Raw genomic sequence first — 15,692 nt, forward strand, 5'->3', positions numbered from 1 at the left:
CCGCTCCGTTGTGGAGGATCAATCGCGCAGCAATTCGTTGATCGAGGTCTTGGACCGGGTCTTGGCGTCCACGCGCTTGACGATCACGGCGCAGTAGAGGCTCGGGCCCGGTTCGCCATTGGGCAGCGGCTTGCCCGGCAGCGATCCGGCGACAACCACCGAATTCGGCGGCACCTCGCCATAGAAAACCTCGCCGGTGGAACGGTCGACGATCTTGGTCGACTGCCCGATGAACACGCCCATGCCGAGCACCGAGCCTTCGCGCACGATGCAGCCTTCGACCACTTCGGAGCGCGCGCCGATGAAGCAATTGTCCTCGATGATGGTCGGGCCGGCCTGCATCGGTTCCAGCACGCCGCCAATGCCGACGCCGCCGGAAAGATGCACGTTCTTGCCGATCTGGGCGCAGGAGCCGACCGAAGCCCAGGTATCGACCATGGTGCCCGAATCGACATAGGCGCCGACATTGACGAAGGACGGCATCAGCACGGCGCCCGGCGCGACATAGGCCGAGCGGCGCACGATGGAGGACGGCACGGCGCGGAAGCCGGCCTTCTCGAAGTCGACCGCGCCCCAGCCGTCGAACTTCGACGGCACCTTGTCCCACCACACCGCCTGGCCGGGGCCACCCTTGATGATCTCCATGGGATTCAGCCGGAAGGAGAGCAGCACCGCCTTCTTCAGCCACTGGTTGACCTGCCACTTGCCGTCATCCTGGCGCTCGGCGACGCGAGCGACGCCGCGATCGAGCAGGTCGAGCGCCGCCTGGATGGCCTCGCGCGTCTCGCCGCGCGTCGCGGTCGAAATCGTGTCGCGCTCCTCGAAGGCCTTTTCGATGGTCTTTTCGAGGCTCGCCAGATCAGGCTTCGACATGATTTCGCTCCATTACCAAGCTGTTAAGGGGCTACGCCTTAACCTGTTTAAAAGTCGCGCGGACCCTATGTTAAGGCTTAATGAGGGTCAATCGCGCCAGCGTCACGGGACGGCGCAAGTAAGGGAATTGGACGGGTGGATTCGATGACTCCCATGGAAAAGGCGGGCTGGACGCCACTGCCGCATTCGGACGAGGACCTGGAACGCTCGAAAAGCGTGCCGGATACCCCGCAGACACGCGCCGAAACCTACCGGCTGGCCTGGAACGATCCCGACTTCATGACGCGGCGCGAACTGCGCGCAGTACGGCTGCAGCTAGAGCTTTTGAAGCCGGAAATGATCCTGGCCGAACGCGGCATCCGCTCGACCGTGATCCTGTTCGGTGGCGCCCGCCTGCCGGAACCCGGCGGCGAGGCCTGGGCGGCCAAGAACGAGACGCAGAAGAAGAACCTCGAGGCGAACAGCAAATATTACGAGGAAGCGCGCAAATTCGCCCGTCTGTGCTCGCGGCAGTCGGCCACCTCCTACTATCGCGAGTATGTCGTCGTCACCGGCGGCGGGCCCGGCGTCATGGAGGCGGGCAACCGCGGCGCCGACGATGTCGGCGCGCCGTCGATCGGCTTGAACATCGTGCTGCCGCACGAGCAGGCGCCCAACGCCTATGTCACGCCGGAGCTCTGCTTCAACTTCCACTACTTCGCCATCCGCAAGATGCATTTCGTCATGCGGGCGAAGGCGGTCGCGGTGTTTCCGGGCGGCTTCGGCACCATGGACGAGTTCTTCGAGACGCTGACGCTGATCCAGACGGGGCGCATGGAGCGCGTGCCGGTGATCCTGTTCGGCAAGGCGTTCTGGCAAAGGGCGATCGATCTCGATTTCCTCGCAGAGCAGGGCACAATCTCGCCCGGCGATCAGGACATCATCGATTTCGTCGACACCGCCGAGGAAGCCTGGGAGATCATCCGCCGCTTCTACAAGTTGGGGGATTAGGAACTGATGAATTGAAGAACTGAAGAATTGAGGAAAAAGGACGTCCGGATCGTTCGTCTGTTCTCCAGTTCTTCAATTCCTCTATTCGGGACGGCATCCCGGCTCGGTCCGCTTATACCGGCAGCTCGACCAGCCAGCCATTCGAGTGCGCGAAGCGCACGATGGCCGCCCGTGAGCGGAGCTCGAGCTTCTCGGTCGCCCTGGTGCGATAGGTCTCGATCGTCTTTATGCTGAGGTTGAGCCGGGACGAGATTTCCTTGTTGCTGTAGCCGAGCGCCACCAGCTGGATGACCGACCGCTCCCGTTCGCTGAGATTGCCGGGATCGCCCTGTGGGGCGCTGCGCGGGCTGAGCAGGCGCGCCGCAAGCGCCGGATCGACATAGTTGTCGCCGGCCAGCACGCAACGGATTGCCTGCAGCAGATCCGTAGCGGTCGACCGCTTGACCACGAAGCCGCGCCCGCCGGCCGCAAGCACCTGGCGCAGGCAGCCGGGGTCCTCATGCGCCGTCAGCGCTATGCAGCTGACCTCGGGAAAGCGCTCGCCGAGCCGCTCGATCAGCGTTACTCCGTTGACGCCCGGGAGCGATATGTCGACCACGGCGACATCGGGCAGCACCTTGCCGATCCCTTCGAGGGCGTCGTCGGCATTCCCGGCAAGCCCGACGATCGTCAGATCGGCCTGGCTGTTGATCATCGCGCCGACCCCGGAAAGGATGATCGGGTGGTCATCGACCACAAATATCCGCCTGCAGCACACCTTTAAAACCTCCATCAGTCGATGAAAGAGCCCTTCACCTGGAAGAGGCCCTCTTGTTCTTGATGGTCTAGGCAACTGCCCCGCCTCATGCGGGACGCCCGTCTGTCTCGGCAAGCCGCGAGGCGGCCGCTGCGGGTAAAGCCATCCCCCGCCTAACCCCTGATGCCCGGACTATAAGCTGGGACTAAAGTCCGGGATGTGCGGCGCTTCACGTAACCTTACGTTTACGGAAGAAGTCATTTCCGGCTTGATCACATTGATCGTGCGAAAACTGTCTTTCAGCCGGCGAGCGGCGCATCGGCATAGAGGGTGGTCCCCTTGCCCTTGGCGGTCTCAACCGACAATTTGCCGCCCACCAGCGCAAGGCGCTCTCTCATTCCGGCAAGCCCCAGATGGCCCGGACCGGGCTCGGCGCCGCCATCGAAGCCGCGGCCATCGTCCTCGATCGTCAGGCGCATCCGATCGTCCTGGATATGCGCCGTGACGCTTACGCGGCTCGGCGCGGCATGTTTGCCGATATTGGTGAGAGCCTCCTGCGCAATCCGGTAAAGCGTGAGCGCGACTTCGGCGGGCAGCGGGCTTGAAAGGGCTTCGAGGTCCATCTCGCATTGAATGCCGAGCTGGCCGCAAAGCACGCTGGCCAGGTCCTCGACCGAGGCTCGCAGGCCGAGACGATCGAGATCCGCGGGTCTAAGGCTCCAGGCGGCGTCATGCACCCGGGCGCTAAGCCGGTCGACAAGCATGGCGGCGCGCGCGAGACGCGTGTCCATCTCATGCGAATCGGCGCGAACGATGTGCAATTCGAGCGCGATGCTGGCCAGCATCTGGCCCAGATCGTCATGCAGCTCGCGCGACAGGCGCAGGCGCTGCTCTTCCTGTGCGGCAATCAAACGCCGCGCCAGCCGACGGCGCAGGGCCTTGTCGTCCTTGCCAGCAGTCATACCCACCCACATCAACCTTTCTCTTCCCATTGCCGCCGCGGGGGTCGCAAGCCACCTGCGGGTCGGCGAGAAAAGGCATGAATGTCCGCGCAATATACACCCGCCAGACGCGGTTGTGCCTGTCAGTTTTTTCCCGATCTCTTCGAATTTTCCTGACAGGAGCATCAGCAGAAAAACCGGCAGGGCCTGCCGATCAGCCCGAATGTCTCAGCGTCGCTTCTCGGCGCATCCTTTTTGCGTCCTCCCGGTCATCTTGAACTGGCTGGGAAGCTCAACGCAAACCAAGGAGAACGTCATGAGAAAGATCATCCTGGCCGCGGCTGTCCTGGCGGCTCTGACTGGCACGGCATCCGCAGTGTCCATCGGTAGCGGCAACGGCAACGGCAACGGCAATGTCGGCGTCGGCAACGGCAACGGCAACGGCAATGCCAATACCGGCGCCTTCAACGGCAACTTCAACGGCAACGGCAATTTTGGCATCGGCAACGGCAACGGGAACGGCAATGCCAACATGGGCGCCTTCAACGGCAACTACAACGGCAACCTGAATGCCGGCATCGCCAACGGCAACGGCAACGGCAACGCCAACTTCGGCCTCGGCAACGGCAACGTGAACGGCAACGCCAACTTCGGCCTCGGGAACGGCAATGCCAACGGCAACGGCAACTGGGGCGCCGGCAACGGCAACTACAACGGCAACGCGAACCACTAGGCGCCGCCGAAACAGCCAGCGTCGCTCTAACTTGGAAAGACGCTGACGTCTCTGGGACCGCCGAGCCACGCGCCCGTCCCCCGCGCAAGGCTATCGCGACATGTCGCCGGCGGTCCCAGTCCCCTTTTCAGCAAAGCCCTTTCGAAGCCAGCCATGGAAGGAGTTCGCACATGAAACGCTATGTCATACCGGCGCTATGCCTAGGACTGTTGAGTGCAACCGCGGCGAGGGCCGACGGCACGACCGGCAGCCAGGCCTTCAGCATGTCTCGCGTCCAGCAAAGCGTTGGCCAATATGGCCAGTATATCGGTTCGAATGTCAGGAGCATGAACCCGCTCGGCAACTTCGGCGGCAATGTCGGCTACAAGAACAGCGGCACCGGCAATGTCGGCGCCTTCAACAGCGGTACCGGCAATGTCGGCTCGTTCAACGGCAACGCCAACACGTCCTCGACCAGCGGCAACGGCAATATCGGCGCGTTCAACGGCAACGGCAACACCGGCGAATATGACGGCAACGGCAACATCGGTGCCGGCAACGGCAACTTCAATGGCGGCTCGTTCAACGGCAACGGCAATGTCGGCGCCTTCAACGGCAACTTCAACGGCCGGGGAAACCGATGACCGGCCTGAAACCATTTGGATCCGCCCGGGCTGACAACCGGCGAGTGGCGGCGCGGTTGCTTGATGGAAATGGCCTCGCGGTCGGCACTTTGCTTGCCGCGATGCTGGTCGCCGACGCATCGACCCTGGTCAGGATTGCCGACCTTCCGATCGGCGTCGCCAATGGCCTTGGCAACACCGGCAGTTTCAACGGCAACGGGAATTCCGGCAACTTCAACGGCAATGGCAATCGCGGCAATTTCAATGGCAACGGCAATGCCGGGAGCTTCAGCGGCAACTTCAATGCCGGCAACTTCAACGGTAACGCCAATTGCGGCGACGGCTTCGGCAACGGCTATTCGTCCGACGGCAATGGCAACGGCAAGGCAGCCGCCGGCGCTCCGGATTGGTGCCGGTTCCTGAAGGATCTGAATGGCCGATTGGGACTGCCGCCAGGGACGATTCCGGATTTCGATTAGGGTTCCGTCATAGGTCCTGCCGTTCGCGCCAACGGAACCCCGTTGCGTGCGGACGGCGTACCGGCAACCCGGGCTTATTCAGGCCACGACTTCGACGATCGCCGTCAGGAAGCCGGCGAGATCGTCGGTGACGAAATCGACGTCGTCTTCGTTTGCCGGGTCGCGTTCCCAAATCTCCGAAAAGGTCGGTTCGAAATTGCGCGGCACCACCAGCACCGTCGTCATGCCGAGCGTTTTCGGAACGGCCAGATTGCGCGCCAGATCCTCGAACATCACAGCGTTGTGCCCGGTCACAGAGTGCAATTCGGCAAAGCGCTCGTAAGTCTGGCGCTCGGGCTTGGGATTGAGCCCCGCCGCGACGATGTCGAAGATGGCGTCGAAATGCTCCAATATGCCGAGCTGGCGCGCGGTGCGCTCGGCATGCCGGCGGTCGCCATTGGTGAAGATGAATTTGCGTCCGGGAAGCTGGCGGATCGCCGCGCCCAGCACCGGATCCGGCACCAGCCTCGAATAGTCGATGTCGTGCACCTTCTCGAGAAAATCGTCGGGATCGATGCCGTGCCGCTTCATCAGTCCGTTCAGCGTCGTGCCGTATTCGAGGTAGAGCTCCTTCTGCAGCTTGCGCGCCTCGTCACGCGAAAGCGTCAGCAGCTCGCCGACATAGGCGGTCATCTTGACGTCGATCTGCGCGAACAGATTCGAGTGATGCGGATAGAGCGTGTTATCGAGGTCGAACACCCAGTCCGTGACGTGGGCAAAGCGGGCGGGATCGGGTGTCGTTGTCATAGGTTTCTTATGGCATGCCGACGCCGGACTTATCCACAACTTATACGCGTCGCGAAGTGTGAAAATGGCGTCTCACTTCAAATTTTAGATGTCCCGGAAAGGTCGCCTTTAACGCTTGCTGGCACACAAGCTTTCCGCTGGGAGCAAGTGATGAGTCGCATATTTCTGAGGGCCGCTGCCGTGGCGTTCGCTTCGGTCGCTGCTTCGCTTTTGTTGACCCTGATTGTCGTTCCGGCAATGGGCTTTCCGATGAGCCGCAGCGTCTGGCTGGCGTCGACGGTTTGCCCGCTCGTGCTCGCCTGGGCAGCCAGCGCCAGCAGCTTCTGGCAGAGCGACCGGCTGCAGAATGCGCATCGCGAGCTTGCCCGCGCCCACGCGCAACTCGCCGCCGCGCACAGGCGCTTGTCGGAGAAGGCAAGCCGCGACGACATGACCGGCATGCTCAACCGCGAAACCTTCTTTGCCGCGCTCGACGGTTCGCGCCGTAAGAGCGATCGTGGCGCGCTGCTGATCATCGATGCCGACCACTTCAAGCGGATCAACGACAGCTACGGTCATCTGACGGGAGACGAAGCGCTGCTGCTGATCGCCGGCGCCATCGAACGCGGTATTCGCAGTGGCGACGTGCTCGGCCGCATCGGCGGCGAGGAGTTCGCGGCCTTCCTGGTCGGCGCCACGGAAGTTGAAGCCAAGCATGTCGCCGAGCGTATTCGACGCGAGGTAGAGCTGATCCGTTTTCGCCCTGCCGACGAACGCACCGTGCCACTCACCGTGTCGATCGGCGGCATAACCTGCGGCGAGAGCGCGACCGTTTCCGATCTGATGCGTGCCGCCGATCGCAGGCTCTACGAGGCGAAGAACCGGGGCCGCAACCTCTCAATTCTCGACCGCGAGCTTCCGGAAGCGGCATGAGGCTTTGCCATCGGCGTTAGGAAGGCCCTAACCATGTCCATATTCAACCGCGCTAAACTTCCGGATGTAACGCCGTTTTCACCTGGGTTTGACACGGAATTGGCCTCCCCGGAGGCATCTGTGCCGTTCAGGAACGGCATCCGTGGATCGAGGCCCCTATCGAAAGGCGTTGTCATGGGCAGTTTCATGAAAAGAATGTCGCGCCGCGCCATCGTGCAGGCGCTGATGGCGCTGCCCACGCTGTCGCTGTTCCGCAACCAACCGGCCGTGGCCGAGCCCGACGAAATCGTCGAGGTCAATGGTTGGATCCTGCGGCGGAGCGACCTTGCATGATCTTCGACAGCTACGAAGCCTATAAGCAGGCCGGCTTCAAGCCCAAGGCCTGCATTCTTGGCTCCGGCCCGGCCGGCACGACGATCGCCAGGAAGCTCGACGCTGCCGGCATTCCGGTCGTCGTCCTCGAGGCGGGTTCGCGCGAATTCAGCGACGAGTCGCAGGATTTCTACCGCGGCAAGACGGTCGGCGATTTCTATTTCGACCTCGACATCACCAGGCTGCGCTTCATGGGCGGCTCGTCCAACCACTGGGCCGGCTGGTGCCGCGTGCTCGACAAGCAGGATTTCGAGCCCAAGGCTTGGGCGCCGGACACCGGCTGGCCGATCAGCCGCGCCGACATCGAGCCCTATCTGGCGGAAGTCCACGACATCCTCGAGCTTCCCGATTTCCGCCCCGACGTGCCGGTTTCGGACGACATACGCTGGGTGCAATTGATCAAGAGCCCGGCGGTGCGTTTCAGCGAAAAATTCGCCGACGAGCTCGACCGGAGCAGGAACATCGCCGTCGTGCTCAACACCTACGCGACCGAGCTTACCGGCGACGGCAAGCGCGTTACCGGCGCGAAGCTGTGGTCGAACGGGCAGGACGCCGGCACCTTCGGCGCGGACTATTTCGTCACCTGCACCGGCGGGCTGGAGAACTCGCGGCTGCTGTTGTGGTCGAACCAGCGTTCGAATGGCGGCGTGGTGCCGAATGCGGCGGCGCTCGGCCGCTACTGGATGGAGCATCCGACCTTCGAGGGCGGCAATGCCATCCTCGCCAACTACTCGGAGTTCGAGGTCGACGGTTCGAACGAAGCCTTCTTCTCGCCGACGCTTGCCGCGATGGAGCGGCTGCAGATCATGAATTTCGGCATCCGCCTGATCGAGTCGCCCTATCCGAACGTCAAGAAGCTGATCGCCGACCTCGCCTGCACCGCGCCCAATATGGCGGAGTGGATGTCGTCGCAGCTCGACCAGCGGCTGCGCTGCGCCGCCCAACTCTACGTCGCCTGGGAACAGGCGCCGCTTGCCTCGAACCAGATCGAGCTGTCGAAGACCGATGTCGATCACGCCGGCGTGCCGCGCATCGAACTGCACTGGAAGAAGTCGCCGCTGGAGCGGCGGACCTTGCTGGAGGGCTTGAGGCTTTTCGGCACCACCATGGCGCAGAAGAATCTCGGCCGCGTCCGCATCGACGACTGGATCAGCAATGGCGGCGATTACCCGACCAATGAGGAAACGGCCGGCCACCACCATATGGGCGGCACCCGCATGGGCACCGATGTGCTGAAGAGCGTCGTCGACGCCAATTGCAAGGTGCATGGCATGGACAATCTCTATGTCGGCGGCTCCTCTGTGTTCTGCACCTCCGGCCAGTGCAACCCGACCACCACCATCACCGCGCTCGCCTGCCGGTTGGGCGAGCATCTCGGCAAAGTGATCGCCGTCTGATCGCACGAAGAGCAGACGGCGCCGGCGCCTGGATTGGCAACCGGCGCCGCCTCGGCGCGCCTTTGGGTGAAATTGCGATCGCTCTACAGCCCGAATATCGCGATGCGCGCCAGAACAGCCGCGGCGGCGAGCGCCACCAGCAGGATGCCGAGGTCGATGGGCGAACCCCAGCCGTACCATTCCATCGCCAGCTTGGCGTATTTGTATTCCTCGGCCGGGGTCATCGGCGCGCGGGTGGAGGTTTCGAACATTGCATGTCTCCGTGTTGGCGGCCGCTTCTGGCTCTTGCGTTGCGGGAGTCGCGGTCGCATATTGCTATTCTCGTCTTAATGTTAGACAGATTGATAGTTAGATGGTCGAAATAAATTCGTCAAGCACGAAACGCGCCGAAATGACCCGGAACGTCGGCCTTGCCGTCATGCGCTGGCAGGACGCCACTCAGGCCTACGACGAAGCGGTGGGGGCGCGGCTGGGCCTGATCGCGGCCGAGCGGCATTGCCTGGGGCTGCTCCATGCCGGGCCGCAATCGGCGGGCGCCGTGGCAGCTGCGACCGGACTGACGCCGGCGGCGGTGACGGCCCTGATCGACAGGCTGGAGGCGCGCGGCTACGTCACCCGGACCCGCAGCATGCAGGACAGGCGCAAGGTGGTGATCGAGGCGACCGCGCTGACCAGGGAGTTGTCGGAGCGCTATTACGGCACCATCGCGCGGGAGGGCGAGAAGGTGGTGGCGAGCTTCAGCGATGCCGAGCTCGCAACCGTGCTGCGCTTCATCAATGCAGCTCTGGACCTGCAGAGCGAGCAGCTCGCCAGGATCAAGGCCGAGCCCGATAACAGCTGATGTTCCGCGAAAAGCTCAAAGCGGCTCAGACGCCTGCCGGCAACTGAACCGCCCTGAATGTCGGTTGGGCGAAAACCGACCTCAGACCGTCGCCGGATCGAGCGCCGGCTGACCCTTGAACCGAGCCACGATGCCGGCAAGGTCGCGATTGGCGAAGGCATCGCGCAGCGCATCGAAGGACGGCAGCACGAAATAGGCGCGCTGGAACTTGTCGATCTCATAGCCGGTGCGCATCACTGTCTCGAGGTCGAACGGCACATGGTGGGCATCCTTGCTCTCGACCGCGAACTGCAGCTCGGTGAAGGACGACATCAGCCCGGCGCCGAAAGCCTTCAGCGGCTGGCCGGGCTCCTGGATGAGGCCGTATTCGGCGCTGTACCAGTAAAGCCTGGTGATCATCTCGTCGCCGCCGAGCGCAATCACGTCCTCGGCCTTCTCGCCATACATCTGCATGAAGTCGGCGAACACCGGCTGGGTCAGGATCGGCACGTGGCCGAAGAAATCGTGGAACATGTCCGGCTCGACGATGTAGTCGAGCTCTTGTCTCGTCCGCAGCCAGTTGGTGACCGGGAAGCGCCGGTTGGCGAGATGATCGAAGAATGGGCCGGCCGGGATGAGGCCAGGCACCGCGACGATCTCCCATCCGGTCAGCTTGTTGAGCTTTTCGCTGACCGCGTCGAAATCCGGAATCCTGTCGAGCAACCCAAGCGTCGCGACGCCGTCCAGATAGGAACGATGCGCGAGCTTCCTGGTCAGCTTCGTCTGGCGGTCGCATAGCGTGCGCCACACCGCCTGTTCCTCGGCCGAATAGCCGTAACCTTGGGCCACGGTGAAATCGCTGCGGCACACCGAATAGTCGCCACGAAGACCCTGCGCCGCGCATTCGGCGGCGTAATCGGCAACGCTGATCGTCATCGTTTCCTCCTCGAAGATCGTGATCCGTGGATAGTGAGGGAAGTGTAGGAGCGATCGCTGAGGCAAATCAGCCCTTGTTTGTAGCTCGTCCGTTGATTTTGAGGTAAAATCACTCCGAACAACGGGAAATCGAGAAGACATGCCTCAATTCGACGATTTCGAGATAAAGATGCTCGACATCCTGCAGCGCGATGGGCGCAAGCCTGTGTCGGAGCTGGCGCAGGAGATCGGCCTGTCGACCACGCCATGCGCGCGCCGCTTCGAGGCGCTGCAGGAAACCGGCATCATCAAGGGCTTTGCCGCCGTGCTCAGCCGCCGCGCCGTCGGCCTGACGGTCGAAGTGTTCATCCAGGTGCGGCTGGTCAGCCACAGCGACGGCTCGCCCGAAAGTTTCATAGCCGCCGTGCAACGCATGGACGAAGTCTCGTCCTGCTGGACGATGACCGGCGACCACGATTTCCTGCTGCATGTCATGGTGCCGTCGGTGGACGATCTGAACGCCTTCGTCATGCACCGGTTGATGCGGCTGCCCGGCGTGCGCGACGTACACACCCAGCTGGTGCTGCAGAACATCAAGGGCCCCGGCCACGTGCCGCTCAGCCATCTGCGGCGCTGAAGCAATTCCAGGAAAAGTGTGAAGCGGTTTTCCGTCCGGAATTGCTTCAAAACAAAGTTCTCCCGAAAAGCTGCTTGGAAACTGCTGAACCGCGCCAAGGCGGCTTCGACATCGGCAATTAGCACAGGCGGACCAACATGGAGGTCCGCCTTGAACATCGTGCTGATTAATCCGCCGCACACGGCCATCGGCAGCCGCGTGCCCGACGATCATTTGCCGCCGCTCGGACTTTTGGCGATCGGCGGTCCGCTGATCGATTCCGGCCATCAGGTTCGCCTGGTCGATGCCGAATTCGGACCGATGCCGCTTCCTGTGCTGGTCGACGATGCTCTCGGCGGCGATCCGGATTTCATCCTGATCGGCCATTCCGGCTCGACCTCGGTGCATCCGACGGCCTTGAAGATCGCTGAAACGATCAAGGCCCGCGCGCCGGGCGTCATTATCATCTATGGCGGCGTCTTTCAGACCTACCACTGGCGCGACATCCTGACCGCGACCGACGTCTTCGACTTCATCGTGCGCGGCGAGGGCGAGGCGACCGCGACGGCGCTGGTCGAGGCGATAGAAATGCGCCAGCCGGTGGGAAGTGTCGCAGGCATCGCCTATCGCGACGACCTTGGCCGCGCCGTCGCCACGCAAGCTGCGATGACCATTGCCGATCTCGATGCCTATCACGTCGGCTGGGAGCTGATCGACCATCGCCGCTACTCCTATTGGGGCGGCAAGCGGGCGGTGGTCATGCAGTTCTCGCGCGGTTGTCCGCATCTGTGCAACTATTGCGGCCAGCGCGGTTTCTGGACCCGCTGGCGGCATCGCGACCCGGTGAAATTCGCCCAAGAAATCGCCTGGCTGCATCGCGAGCACGGCGTCGAGCTGATCAACCTTGCCGACGAGAATCCGACCTCCTCGAAGAAAGCCTGGCGCGCCTTCCTCGATGCCATGATCGCCGAGAACGTGCCGGTGCTGATCGTCGGCTCGACACGCGCCGACGACATCGTGCGCGACGCCGACAGCCTGCATCTCTACCGCAAGGCGGGCGTCATCCGTTGGCTGCTCGGCATGGAGAACACCGACGAGGAAACCTTGTCGCTGATCCGCAAGGGCGGCAGCACCAAATCCGATCGCGAGGCGATCCGGCTGCTGCGCCAACACGGCATCCTGTCGATGGCGACCTGGGTCGCCGGCTTCGAGGACGAAACCCTGCGCGACCTGTGGCGCGGCTTCCGCCAACTTATCGCCTATGATCCCGACCAGATCCAGGCGCTCTACGTCACGCCGCATCGCTGGACGCCGTTCTTCCGCATCGCCAGCGACCGCAAAGTGATCCAGAAGGACGTCCGTCTCTGGGATTACAAGCACCAGGTGCTGGCGATGACCCGGCTGAAACCCTGGATGCTGTTCTTCGCCGTCAAGCTGATCGAAGTCGCGGTGCAGTCGCGGCCGAAGGCGTTGGCGCGGATTCTTTTCCACCCCGATCCCGAGCAACGGCATTCGATGCGCTGGTACACGAAGATGGGCCGCCGCGTATGGTTCCGCGAGGTCTGGGGGTTTCTTGCCCGCGACCGCCGCGTCACCGATGGCTCGACCCTCGCCGAATTCTGGGGCGCGCCGCAGGACGCCGAGGAGGAATCGATGATCGTCCGGCGGCCGGCCGGAAAGCCGGTCGTGCCTGTCAACGAAGAACAGAGAAGATTAGCCGGCTGATTGCGGCGGTTCAAACGGCGAACTCGCCTGCTCTTGTTTACGGAACGATCAGCGTGCCGGCGCCGTGCTCGGTGAAGAGCTCCAGCAGCACGGAATGCGGTGTCTTGCCGTTGAGGATGACGACGCCCTCGACGCCGCGCTCGATCGCCTCGATGCAGGTCTCGACCTTCGGGATCATGCCGCCCGACACCGTGCCGTCCTTGATCAGCGCCTTGGCTTCGGCCACCGTCAGCTCGTCGATCAGCTTCTTGTTCTTGTCGAGCACGCCGGGCACGTCGGTGAGGAAGAGCAGGCGCGAGGCGCGGCACGCGCCGGCAATCGCTCCGGCAAACGTGTCGGCGTTGATGTTGTAGGTGTGGCCGTCGCGGCCGGGCGCGACGGGCGCCAGCACCGGGATCATCTCCGAACGCGCAAGGAGATCGAGCAGTGTGCGGTCGACCTCGACCGGCTCGCCGACGAAGCCGAGATCCAGCACCCGCTCGATGTTGGAGTCAGGATCAATCATGGTCTTGCGCGCCTTTTCGGCGAACACCATGTTGCCGTCCTTGCCGCAAAGCCCGATCGCCCATTCGCCTTCGGCGTTGATCAGCGCCACGATTTCCTTGTTGATCGAACCGGCCAGCACCATCTCGACGATCTCGACCGTCTTCTGGTCGGTGACGCGGAGTCCCCCCTCGAACTTGGATTCGATGCCCATCTTGTTGAGCATCGCGCCGATCTGCGGCCCGCCGCCATGCACGACGATCGGGTTGACGCCGGACTGTTTCAGAAGCGCGATGTCGCGGGCGAACGCCTTGCCGAGCTCATGGTCGCCCATGGCATGGCCGCCATATTTCACCACCACGGTCTTGTTCTCGTAGCGCTGCATGTAAGGCAGCGCGCGTGAGAGCAGCGCGGCCTGCATTTCGGCGGTGGCGGCGATGTCCGTCATCGGTATCGATCCCAGCTAGCTTGATTGGCGGCCTCTTAGCGGGAATTGCCGCAGGCCGCAAACGGCTTTGCGGTCACAATAACGAAATCGTGCGGGGATGTTCTAATGCATGTCGCCCAAAAGTGCGCGCAGCGGTTTTGGGACAACGACATGCACAAAAAAAGCGAACCTAAGGCGCATCGCATGAGGCCGTTCAGACGCGACGCGCTTTAGGCCGGCACCTTGAGCGGCGCTCGCCGTTTCAGCCATCCCGAAAGCTTCTCCATCTGCGCGGCGAAGGACAACAGCGTCTCCTCGTCGCCCGGCCGGCCGGCGGCCTGGATGCCGAGCGGCAGGCCGTCGGCGGTAACATGCACCGGCAGCGCGATCGACGGCTGGCCGCTGACATTCTGGATCGCCGGCCAGTGCGTGAACCACAGGCTCTTGTCCATCAGCTGGCCGAAGAACGACTTGATCTTGAGCAGGCCGGTGAGATGCAATTTGTCGAGCAGGTTCTCGATGAATTCGTCGGCGCCCTTGGGGTCCATCGAACCGCAGGCCAAAGGCGGATGCGCGATGATCGGCATCAACACGGCGTCGTAGCGCGCGGTCTCTTCGATCAGCCGCCGCGCCGTGGCGTTGAGACGCTGCACGCCCTCATAGACCTCGCCGGCGGACAACATTTCGCCCAGACGTCCAAGCACGCGCGTCGCGCGCTCGACCTCGCCGGTCACCGGCCGGCCGACGCGCTCAGCCTCCGAACGCATCGTGCCGGCGACCGCCGAGGCCACCGTCTTGCAGAAGTCGGCCATGAAGTCGCGGCCGATGAAAGGCAGGTCGATCTCCTCCACCGTGTGTCCGCCCTCGCGCGCCAGCGCCACCGCGGTGTCGAGCGCCTGAAGCGTCTCGGCCGAGATCGGCAGGCCGAGCGGCGACTTGCGGTAGACGGCGAGGCTGAGCTTGCCCGGCTCGCGCGCCGCCGCCACCGCGAAGAAGCCTTTCGGTTCCCGCGCCGCGTAAGGCGAGAGCGGATCGACGCCATGCGTCAGGTCGAGCAGAAGCGCGGTGTCGCGCACCGAGCGGCTGACGGCGTGGTCGACGACCATGCCGTACCAGCTTTCGCTGGTCAGCGGCGTCAGCGGCACGCGGCCGCGCGAGGTCTTCAAGCCCACCAGCCCGCTGCAGGCCGAGGGCACCCGGATCGAGCCGCCGCCGTCGGAAGCGTGCGCCGCCGGAACCACGCCGGCCGCCACCAGCGCCGCTGCGCCGCCGGACGAGCCGCCCGTGGTGTGGCCCGTGTTCCAGGGGTTGCGGGTGATGCCGAAGCGGGCCGACTCCGTCATCAACCGCAGCCCGTGCTCGGGCGAGGTGCTGGTGGCAATCGGGATCAGGCCGGCGGCGAGATGGCGCTCGACCATCACCGAGTTGAAATCGGCGGTGAAGGGTGAAATGCGGCTGCCGCCATGGATCGGCACGCCCTTGAGGCCGATGCCGAGATCCTTGAGCGCGAACGGCACGCCGGCCAGCGGCAATGTGCGGTCGACGGTCTGGGCCCGCGCCCGCGCGGCGTCGTAAAGCGGCGTGGCGATGGCGTTGATGTCGGGCCTTGTCGCCTCGGCCCGCGCGATCGCCGCATCGACCAGCTCCTGTGGCGCGATTTCGCCCCGATGCACGAGCTCGCCAAGCCCCGTCGCATCCTGCTCCCAAAGCGCGCGCTCGATTGACATCCGCACCCCCGATTTTTGGAAAGGCTAGAGCAATTCCAGGAAAAGTGTGAGCGGTTTTCCGTCCGGAATTGCGTCAAGACAAGGAGGAGGGAGACAGAGCGGTTGGCCGTTTTGGCGAAACGGTGAAACGCTCTAGCAGTGGCCGATTTCCTTGGCAA

At 63.5% G+C, this 15,692-nt stretch carries 18 protein-coding genes; 10 read left to right on the top strand and 8 right to left on the bottom strand.

Annotated features, from left to right (window positions below):
- Nucleotides 1-18: 18 nt before the first annotated feature.
- Nucleotides 19-873 (bottom strand): 2,3,4,5-tetrahydropyridine-2,6-dicarboxylate N-succinyltransferase, encoded by an 855-nt coding sequence (dapD, locus tag EN869_RS10385; RefSeq protein ID WP_127226843.1) that lies wholly within the window; start codon nt 871-873, stop codon nt 19-21.
- Nucleotides 874-1,017: 144 nt separating this feature from the next.
- On the opposite strand from dapD, the gene EN869_RS10390 reads away from it, so the two are divergent.
- Nucleotides 1,018-1,863, top strand: coding sequence for an LOG family protein (locus EN869_RS10390; RefSeq protein ID WP_127226842.1), 846 nt, complete (start codon nt 1,018-1,020; stop codon nt 1,861-1,863).
- Between the two features lie 112 nt (nt 1,864-1,975).
- On the opposite strand, the gene EN869_RS10395 is transcribed toward EN869_RS10390, so the two are convergent.
- Both EN869_RS10395 and EN869_RS10400 read right to left on the bottom strand, forming a co-directional pair.
- Nucleotides 1,976-2,599: a response regulator transcription factor gene (locus EN869_RS10395; protein ID WP_245489661.1), complete on the bottom strand. Its 624-nt coding sequence runs from the start codon at nt 2,597-2,599 to the stop codon at nt 1,976-1,978.
- A 299-nt stretch (nt 2,600-2,898) separates the two neighbouring features.
- The gene (locus EN869_RS10400) at nt 2,899-3,561 is read right to left on the bottom strand and encodes a sensor histidine kinase (RefSeq protein WP_245489662.1); all 663 of its coding nucleotides are present in this window, start codon (nt 3,559-3,561) and stop codon (nt 2,899-2,901) included.
- A gap of 295 nt (nt 3,562-3,856) precedes the next feature.
- Between EN869_RS10400 and EN869_RS34365 the strand changes: the two genes are divergently transcribed.
- The 3 genes from EN869_RS34365 to EN869_RS10415 all read left to right on the top strand — a co-directional run bounded on the left by EN869_RS34365 (nt 3,857) and on the right by EN869_RS10415 (nt 5,354).
- Complete coding sequence (locus tag EN869_RS34365) at nt 3,857-4,273, top strand: hypothetical protein (RefSeq protein ID WP_189341286.1); 417 nt, start codon at nt 3,857-3,859, stop codon at nt 4,271-4,273.
- A gap of 170 nt (nt 4,274-4,443) precedes the next feature.
- The gene (locus EN869_RS10410; protein WP_127226838.1) at nt 4,444-4,896 is read left to right on the top strand and encodes a hypothetical protein; all 453 of its coding nucleotides are present in this window, start codon (nt 4,444-4,446) and stop codon (nt 4,894-4,896) included.
- A 56-nt stretch (nt 4,897-4,952) separates the two neighbouring features.
- A complete protein-coding gene (locus EN869_RS10415; protein WP_127226837.1) occupies nt 4,953-5,354 on the top strand; it encodes a hypothetical protein in 402 nt (133 codons plus the stop codon).
- A gap of 78 nt (nt 5,355-5,432) precedes the next feature.
- Here EN869_RS10415 and EN869_RS10420 read toward each other — a convergent pair whose 3' ends face one another.
- Nucleotides 5,433-6,140 carry a pyrimidine 5'-nucleotidase gene (locus EN869_RS10420; protein WP_127226836.1) on the bottom strand — a complete coding sequence of 236 codons (708 nt, stop codon included), beginning with the start codon at nt 6,138-6,140 and terminating at the stop codon, nt 5,433-5,435.
- Between the two features lie 150 nt (nt 6,141-6,290).
- On the opposite strand from EN869_RS10420, the gene EN869_RS10425 reads away from it, so the two are divergent.
- From EN869_RS10425 to EN869_RS10435, 3 genes are read left to right on the top strand one after another with little or no spacing between them, the layout of a single operon-like run.
- On the top strand, nt 6,291-7,052 hold the full coding sequence (locus EN869_RS10425) for a GGDEF domain-containing protein (protein WP_127226835.1): 762 nt from the start codon (nt 6,291-6,293) through the stop codon (nt 7,050-7,052).
- A 33-nt stretch (nt 7,053-7,085) separates the two neighbouring features.
- Nucleotides 7,086-7,385: a hypothetical protein gene (locus tag EN869_RS10430; protein WP_127226834.1), complete on the top strand. Its 300-nt coding sequence runs from the start codon at nt 7,086-7,088 to the stop codon at nt 7,383-7,385.
- Complete coding sequence (locus EN869_RS10435) at nt 7,382-8,821, top strand: GMC family oxidoreductase (RefSeq protein ID WP_127226833.1); 1,440 nt, start codon at nt 7,382-7,384, stop codon at nt 8,819-8,821. The genes EN869_RS10430 and EN869_RS10435 overlap by 4 nt, the downstream gene beginning before the upstream one ends.
- 83 nt (nt 8,822-8,904) lie before the next feature.
- On the opposite strand, the gene EN869_RS34370 is transcribed toward EN869_RS10435, so the two are convergent.
- Nucleotides 8,905-9,072: a hypothetical protein gene (locus EN869_RS34370; protein ID WP_167507022.1), complete on the bottom strand. Its 168-nt coding sequence runs from the start codon at nt 9,070-9,072 to the stop codon at nt 8,905-8,907.
- 101 nt (nt 9,073-9,173) lie between these two features.
- On the opposite strand from EN869_RS34370, the gene EN869_RS10440 reads away from it, so the two are divergent.
- Nucleotides 9,174-9,662, top strand: a complete 489-nt coding sequence (locus EN869_RS10440) for a MarR family transcriptional regulator (RefSeq protein WP_127226832.1) — start codon at nt 9,174-9,176, stop codon at nt 9,660-9,662.
- Between the two features lie 81 nt (nt 9,663-9,743).
- On the opposite strand, the gene phhA is transcribed toward EN869_RS10440, so the two are convergent.
- Entirely contained in the window at nt 9,744-10,577 is an 834-nt protein-coding gene (gene phhA, locus EN869_RS10445; protein WP_127226831.1) for a phenylalanine 4-monooxygenase, read from the bottom strand.
- A gap of 139 nt (nt 10,578-10,716) precedes the next feature.
- Between phhA and EN869_RS10450 the strand changes: the two genes are divergently transcribed.
- A complete protein-coding gene (locus EN869_RS10450; RefSeq protein ID WP_040984916.1) occupies nt 10,717-11,193 on the top strand; it encodes an Lrp/AsnC family transcriptional regulator in 477 nt (158 codons plus the stop codon).
- A gap of 150 nt (nt 11,194-11,343) precedes the next feature.
- The gene (bchE, locus tag EN869_RS10455) at nt 11,344-12,897 is read left to right on the top strand and encodes a magnesium-protoporphyrin IX monomethyl ester anaerobic oxidative cyclase (RefSeq protein WP_127226830.1); all 1,554 of its coding nucleotides are present in this window, start codon (nt 11,344-11,346) and stop codon (nt 12,895-12,897) included.
- 37 nt (nt 12,898-12,934) lie between these two features.
- Here bchE and argB read toward each other — a convergent pair whose 3' ends face one another.
- Nucleotides 12,935-13,828, bottom strand: coding sequence for an acetylglutamate kinase (argB, locus tag EN869_RS10460; RefSeq protein WP_127226829.1), 894 nt, complete (start codon nt 13,826-13,828; stop codon nt 12,935-12,937).
- A 209-nt stretch (nt 13,829-14,037) separates the two neighbouring features.
- Nucleotides 14,038-15,534, bottom strand: coding sequence for an amidase (locus EN869_RS10465; RefSeq protein ID WP_127226828.1), 1,497 nt, complete (start codon nt 15,532-15,534; stop codon nt 14,038-14,040).
- Nucleotides 15,535-15,692 lie beyond the last annotated feature (158 nt).

It is taken from the genome of Mesorhizobium sp. M2D.F.Ca.ET.226.01.1.1 (genome assembly GCF_004022705.2).
Lineage (GTDB): Bacteria > Pseudomonadota > Alphaproteobacteria > Rhizobiales > Rhizobiaceae > Mesorhizobium.

Bases quoted from the DNA above. Each gene is read 5' to 3' on its own strand.
- phhA (WP_127226831.1), bottom strand. From the start codon at position 10,577: ATGACGATCAGCGTTGCCGATTACGCCGCCGAATGCGCGGCGCAGGGT.
- EN869_RS34370 (WP_167507022.1), bottom strand. From the start codon at position 9,072: ATGTTCGAAACCTCCACCCGCGCGCCGATGACCCCGGCCGAGGAATAC.
- EN869_RS10440 (WP_127226832.1), top strand. From the start codon at position 9,174: ATGGTCGAAATAAATTCGTCAAGCACGAAACGCGCCGAAATGACCCGG.
- EN869_RS10430 (WP_127226834.1), top strand. From the start codon at position 7,086: ATGTCCATATTCAACCGCGCTAAACTTCCGGATGTAACGCCGTTTTCA.
- EN869_RS10400 (WP_245489662.1), bottom strand. From the start codon at position 3,561: ATGACTGCTGGCAAGGACGACAAGGCCCTGCGCCGTCGGCTGGCGCGG.
- EN869_RS10435 (WP_127226833.1), top strand. From the start codon at position 7,382: ATGATCTTCGACAGCTACGAAGCCTATAAGCAGGCCGGCTTCAAGCCC.
- dapD (WP_127226843.1), bottom strand. From the start codon at position 873: ATGTCGAAGCCTGATCTGGCGAGCCTCGAAAAGACCATCGAAAAGGCC.
- EN869_RS10390 (WP_127226842.1), top strand. From the start codon at position 1,018: ATGACTCCCATGGAAAAGGCGGGCTGGACGCCACTGCCGCATTCGGAC.
- EN869_RS10420 (WP_127226836.1), bottom strand. From the start codon at position 6,140: ATGACAACGACACCCGATCCCGCCCGCTTTGCCCACGTCACGGACTGG.
- EN869_RS10410 (WP_127226838.1), top strand. From the start codon at position 4,444: ATGAAACGCTATGTCATACCGGCGCTATGCCTAGGACTGTTGAGTGCA.
- EN869_RS10465 (WP_127226828.1), bottom strand. From the start codon at position 15,534: ATGTCAATCGAGCGCGCGCTTTGGGAGCAGGATGCGACGGGGCTTGGC.
- EN869_RS34365 (WP_189341286.1), top strand. From the start codon at position 3,857: ATGAGAAAGATCATCCTGGCCGCGGCTGTCCTGGCGGCTCTGACTGGC.
- argB (WP_127226829.1), bottom strand. From the start codon at position 13,828: ATGACGGACATCGCCGCCACCGCCGAAATGCAGGCCGCGCTGCTCTCA.
- EN869_RS10425 (WP_127226835.1), top strand. From the start codon at position 6,291: ATGAGTCGCATATTTCTGAGGGCCGCTGCCGTGGCGTTCGCTTCGGTC.
- EN869_RS10450 (WP_040984916.1), top strand. From the start codon at position 10,717: ATGCCTCAATTCGACGATTTCGAGATAAAGATGCTCGACATCCTGCAG.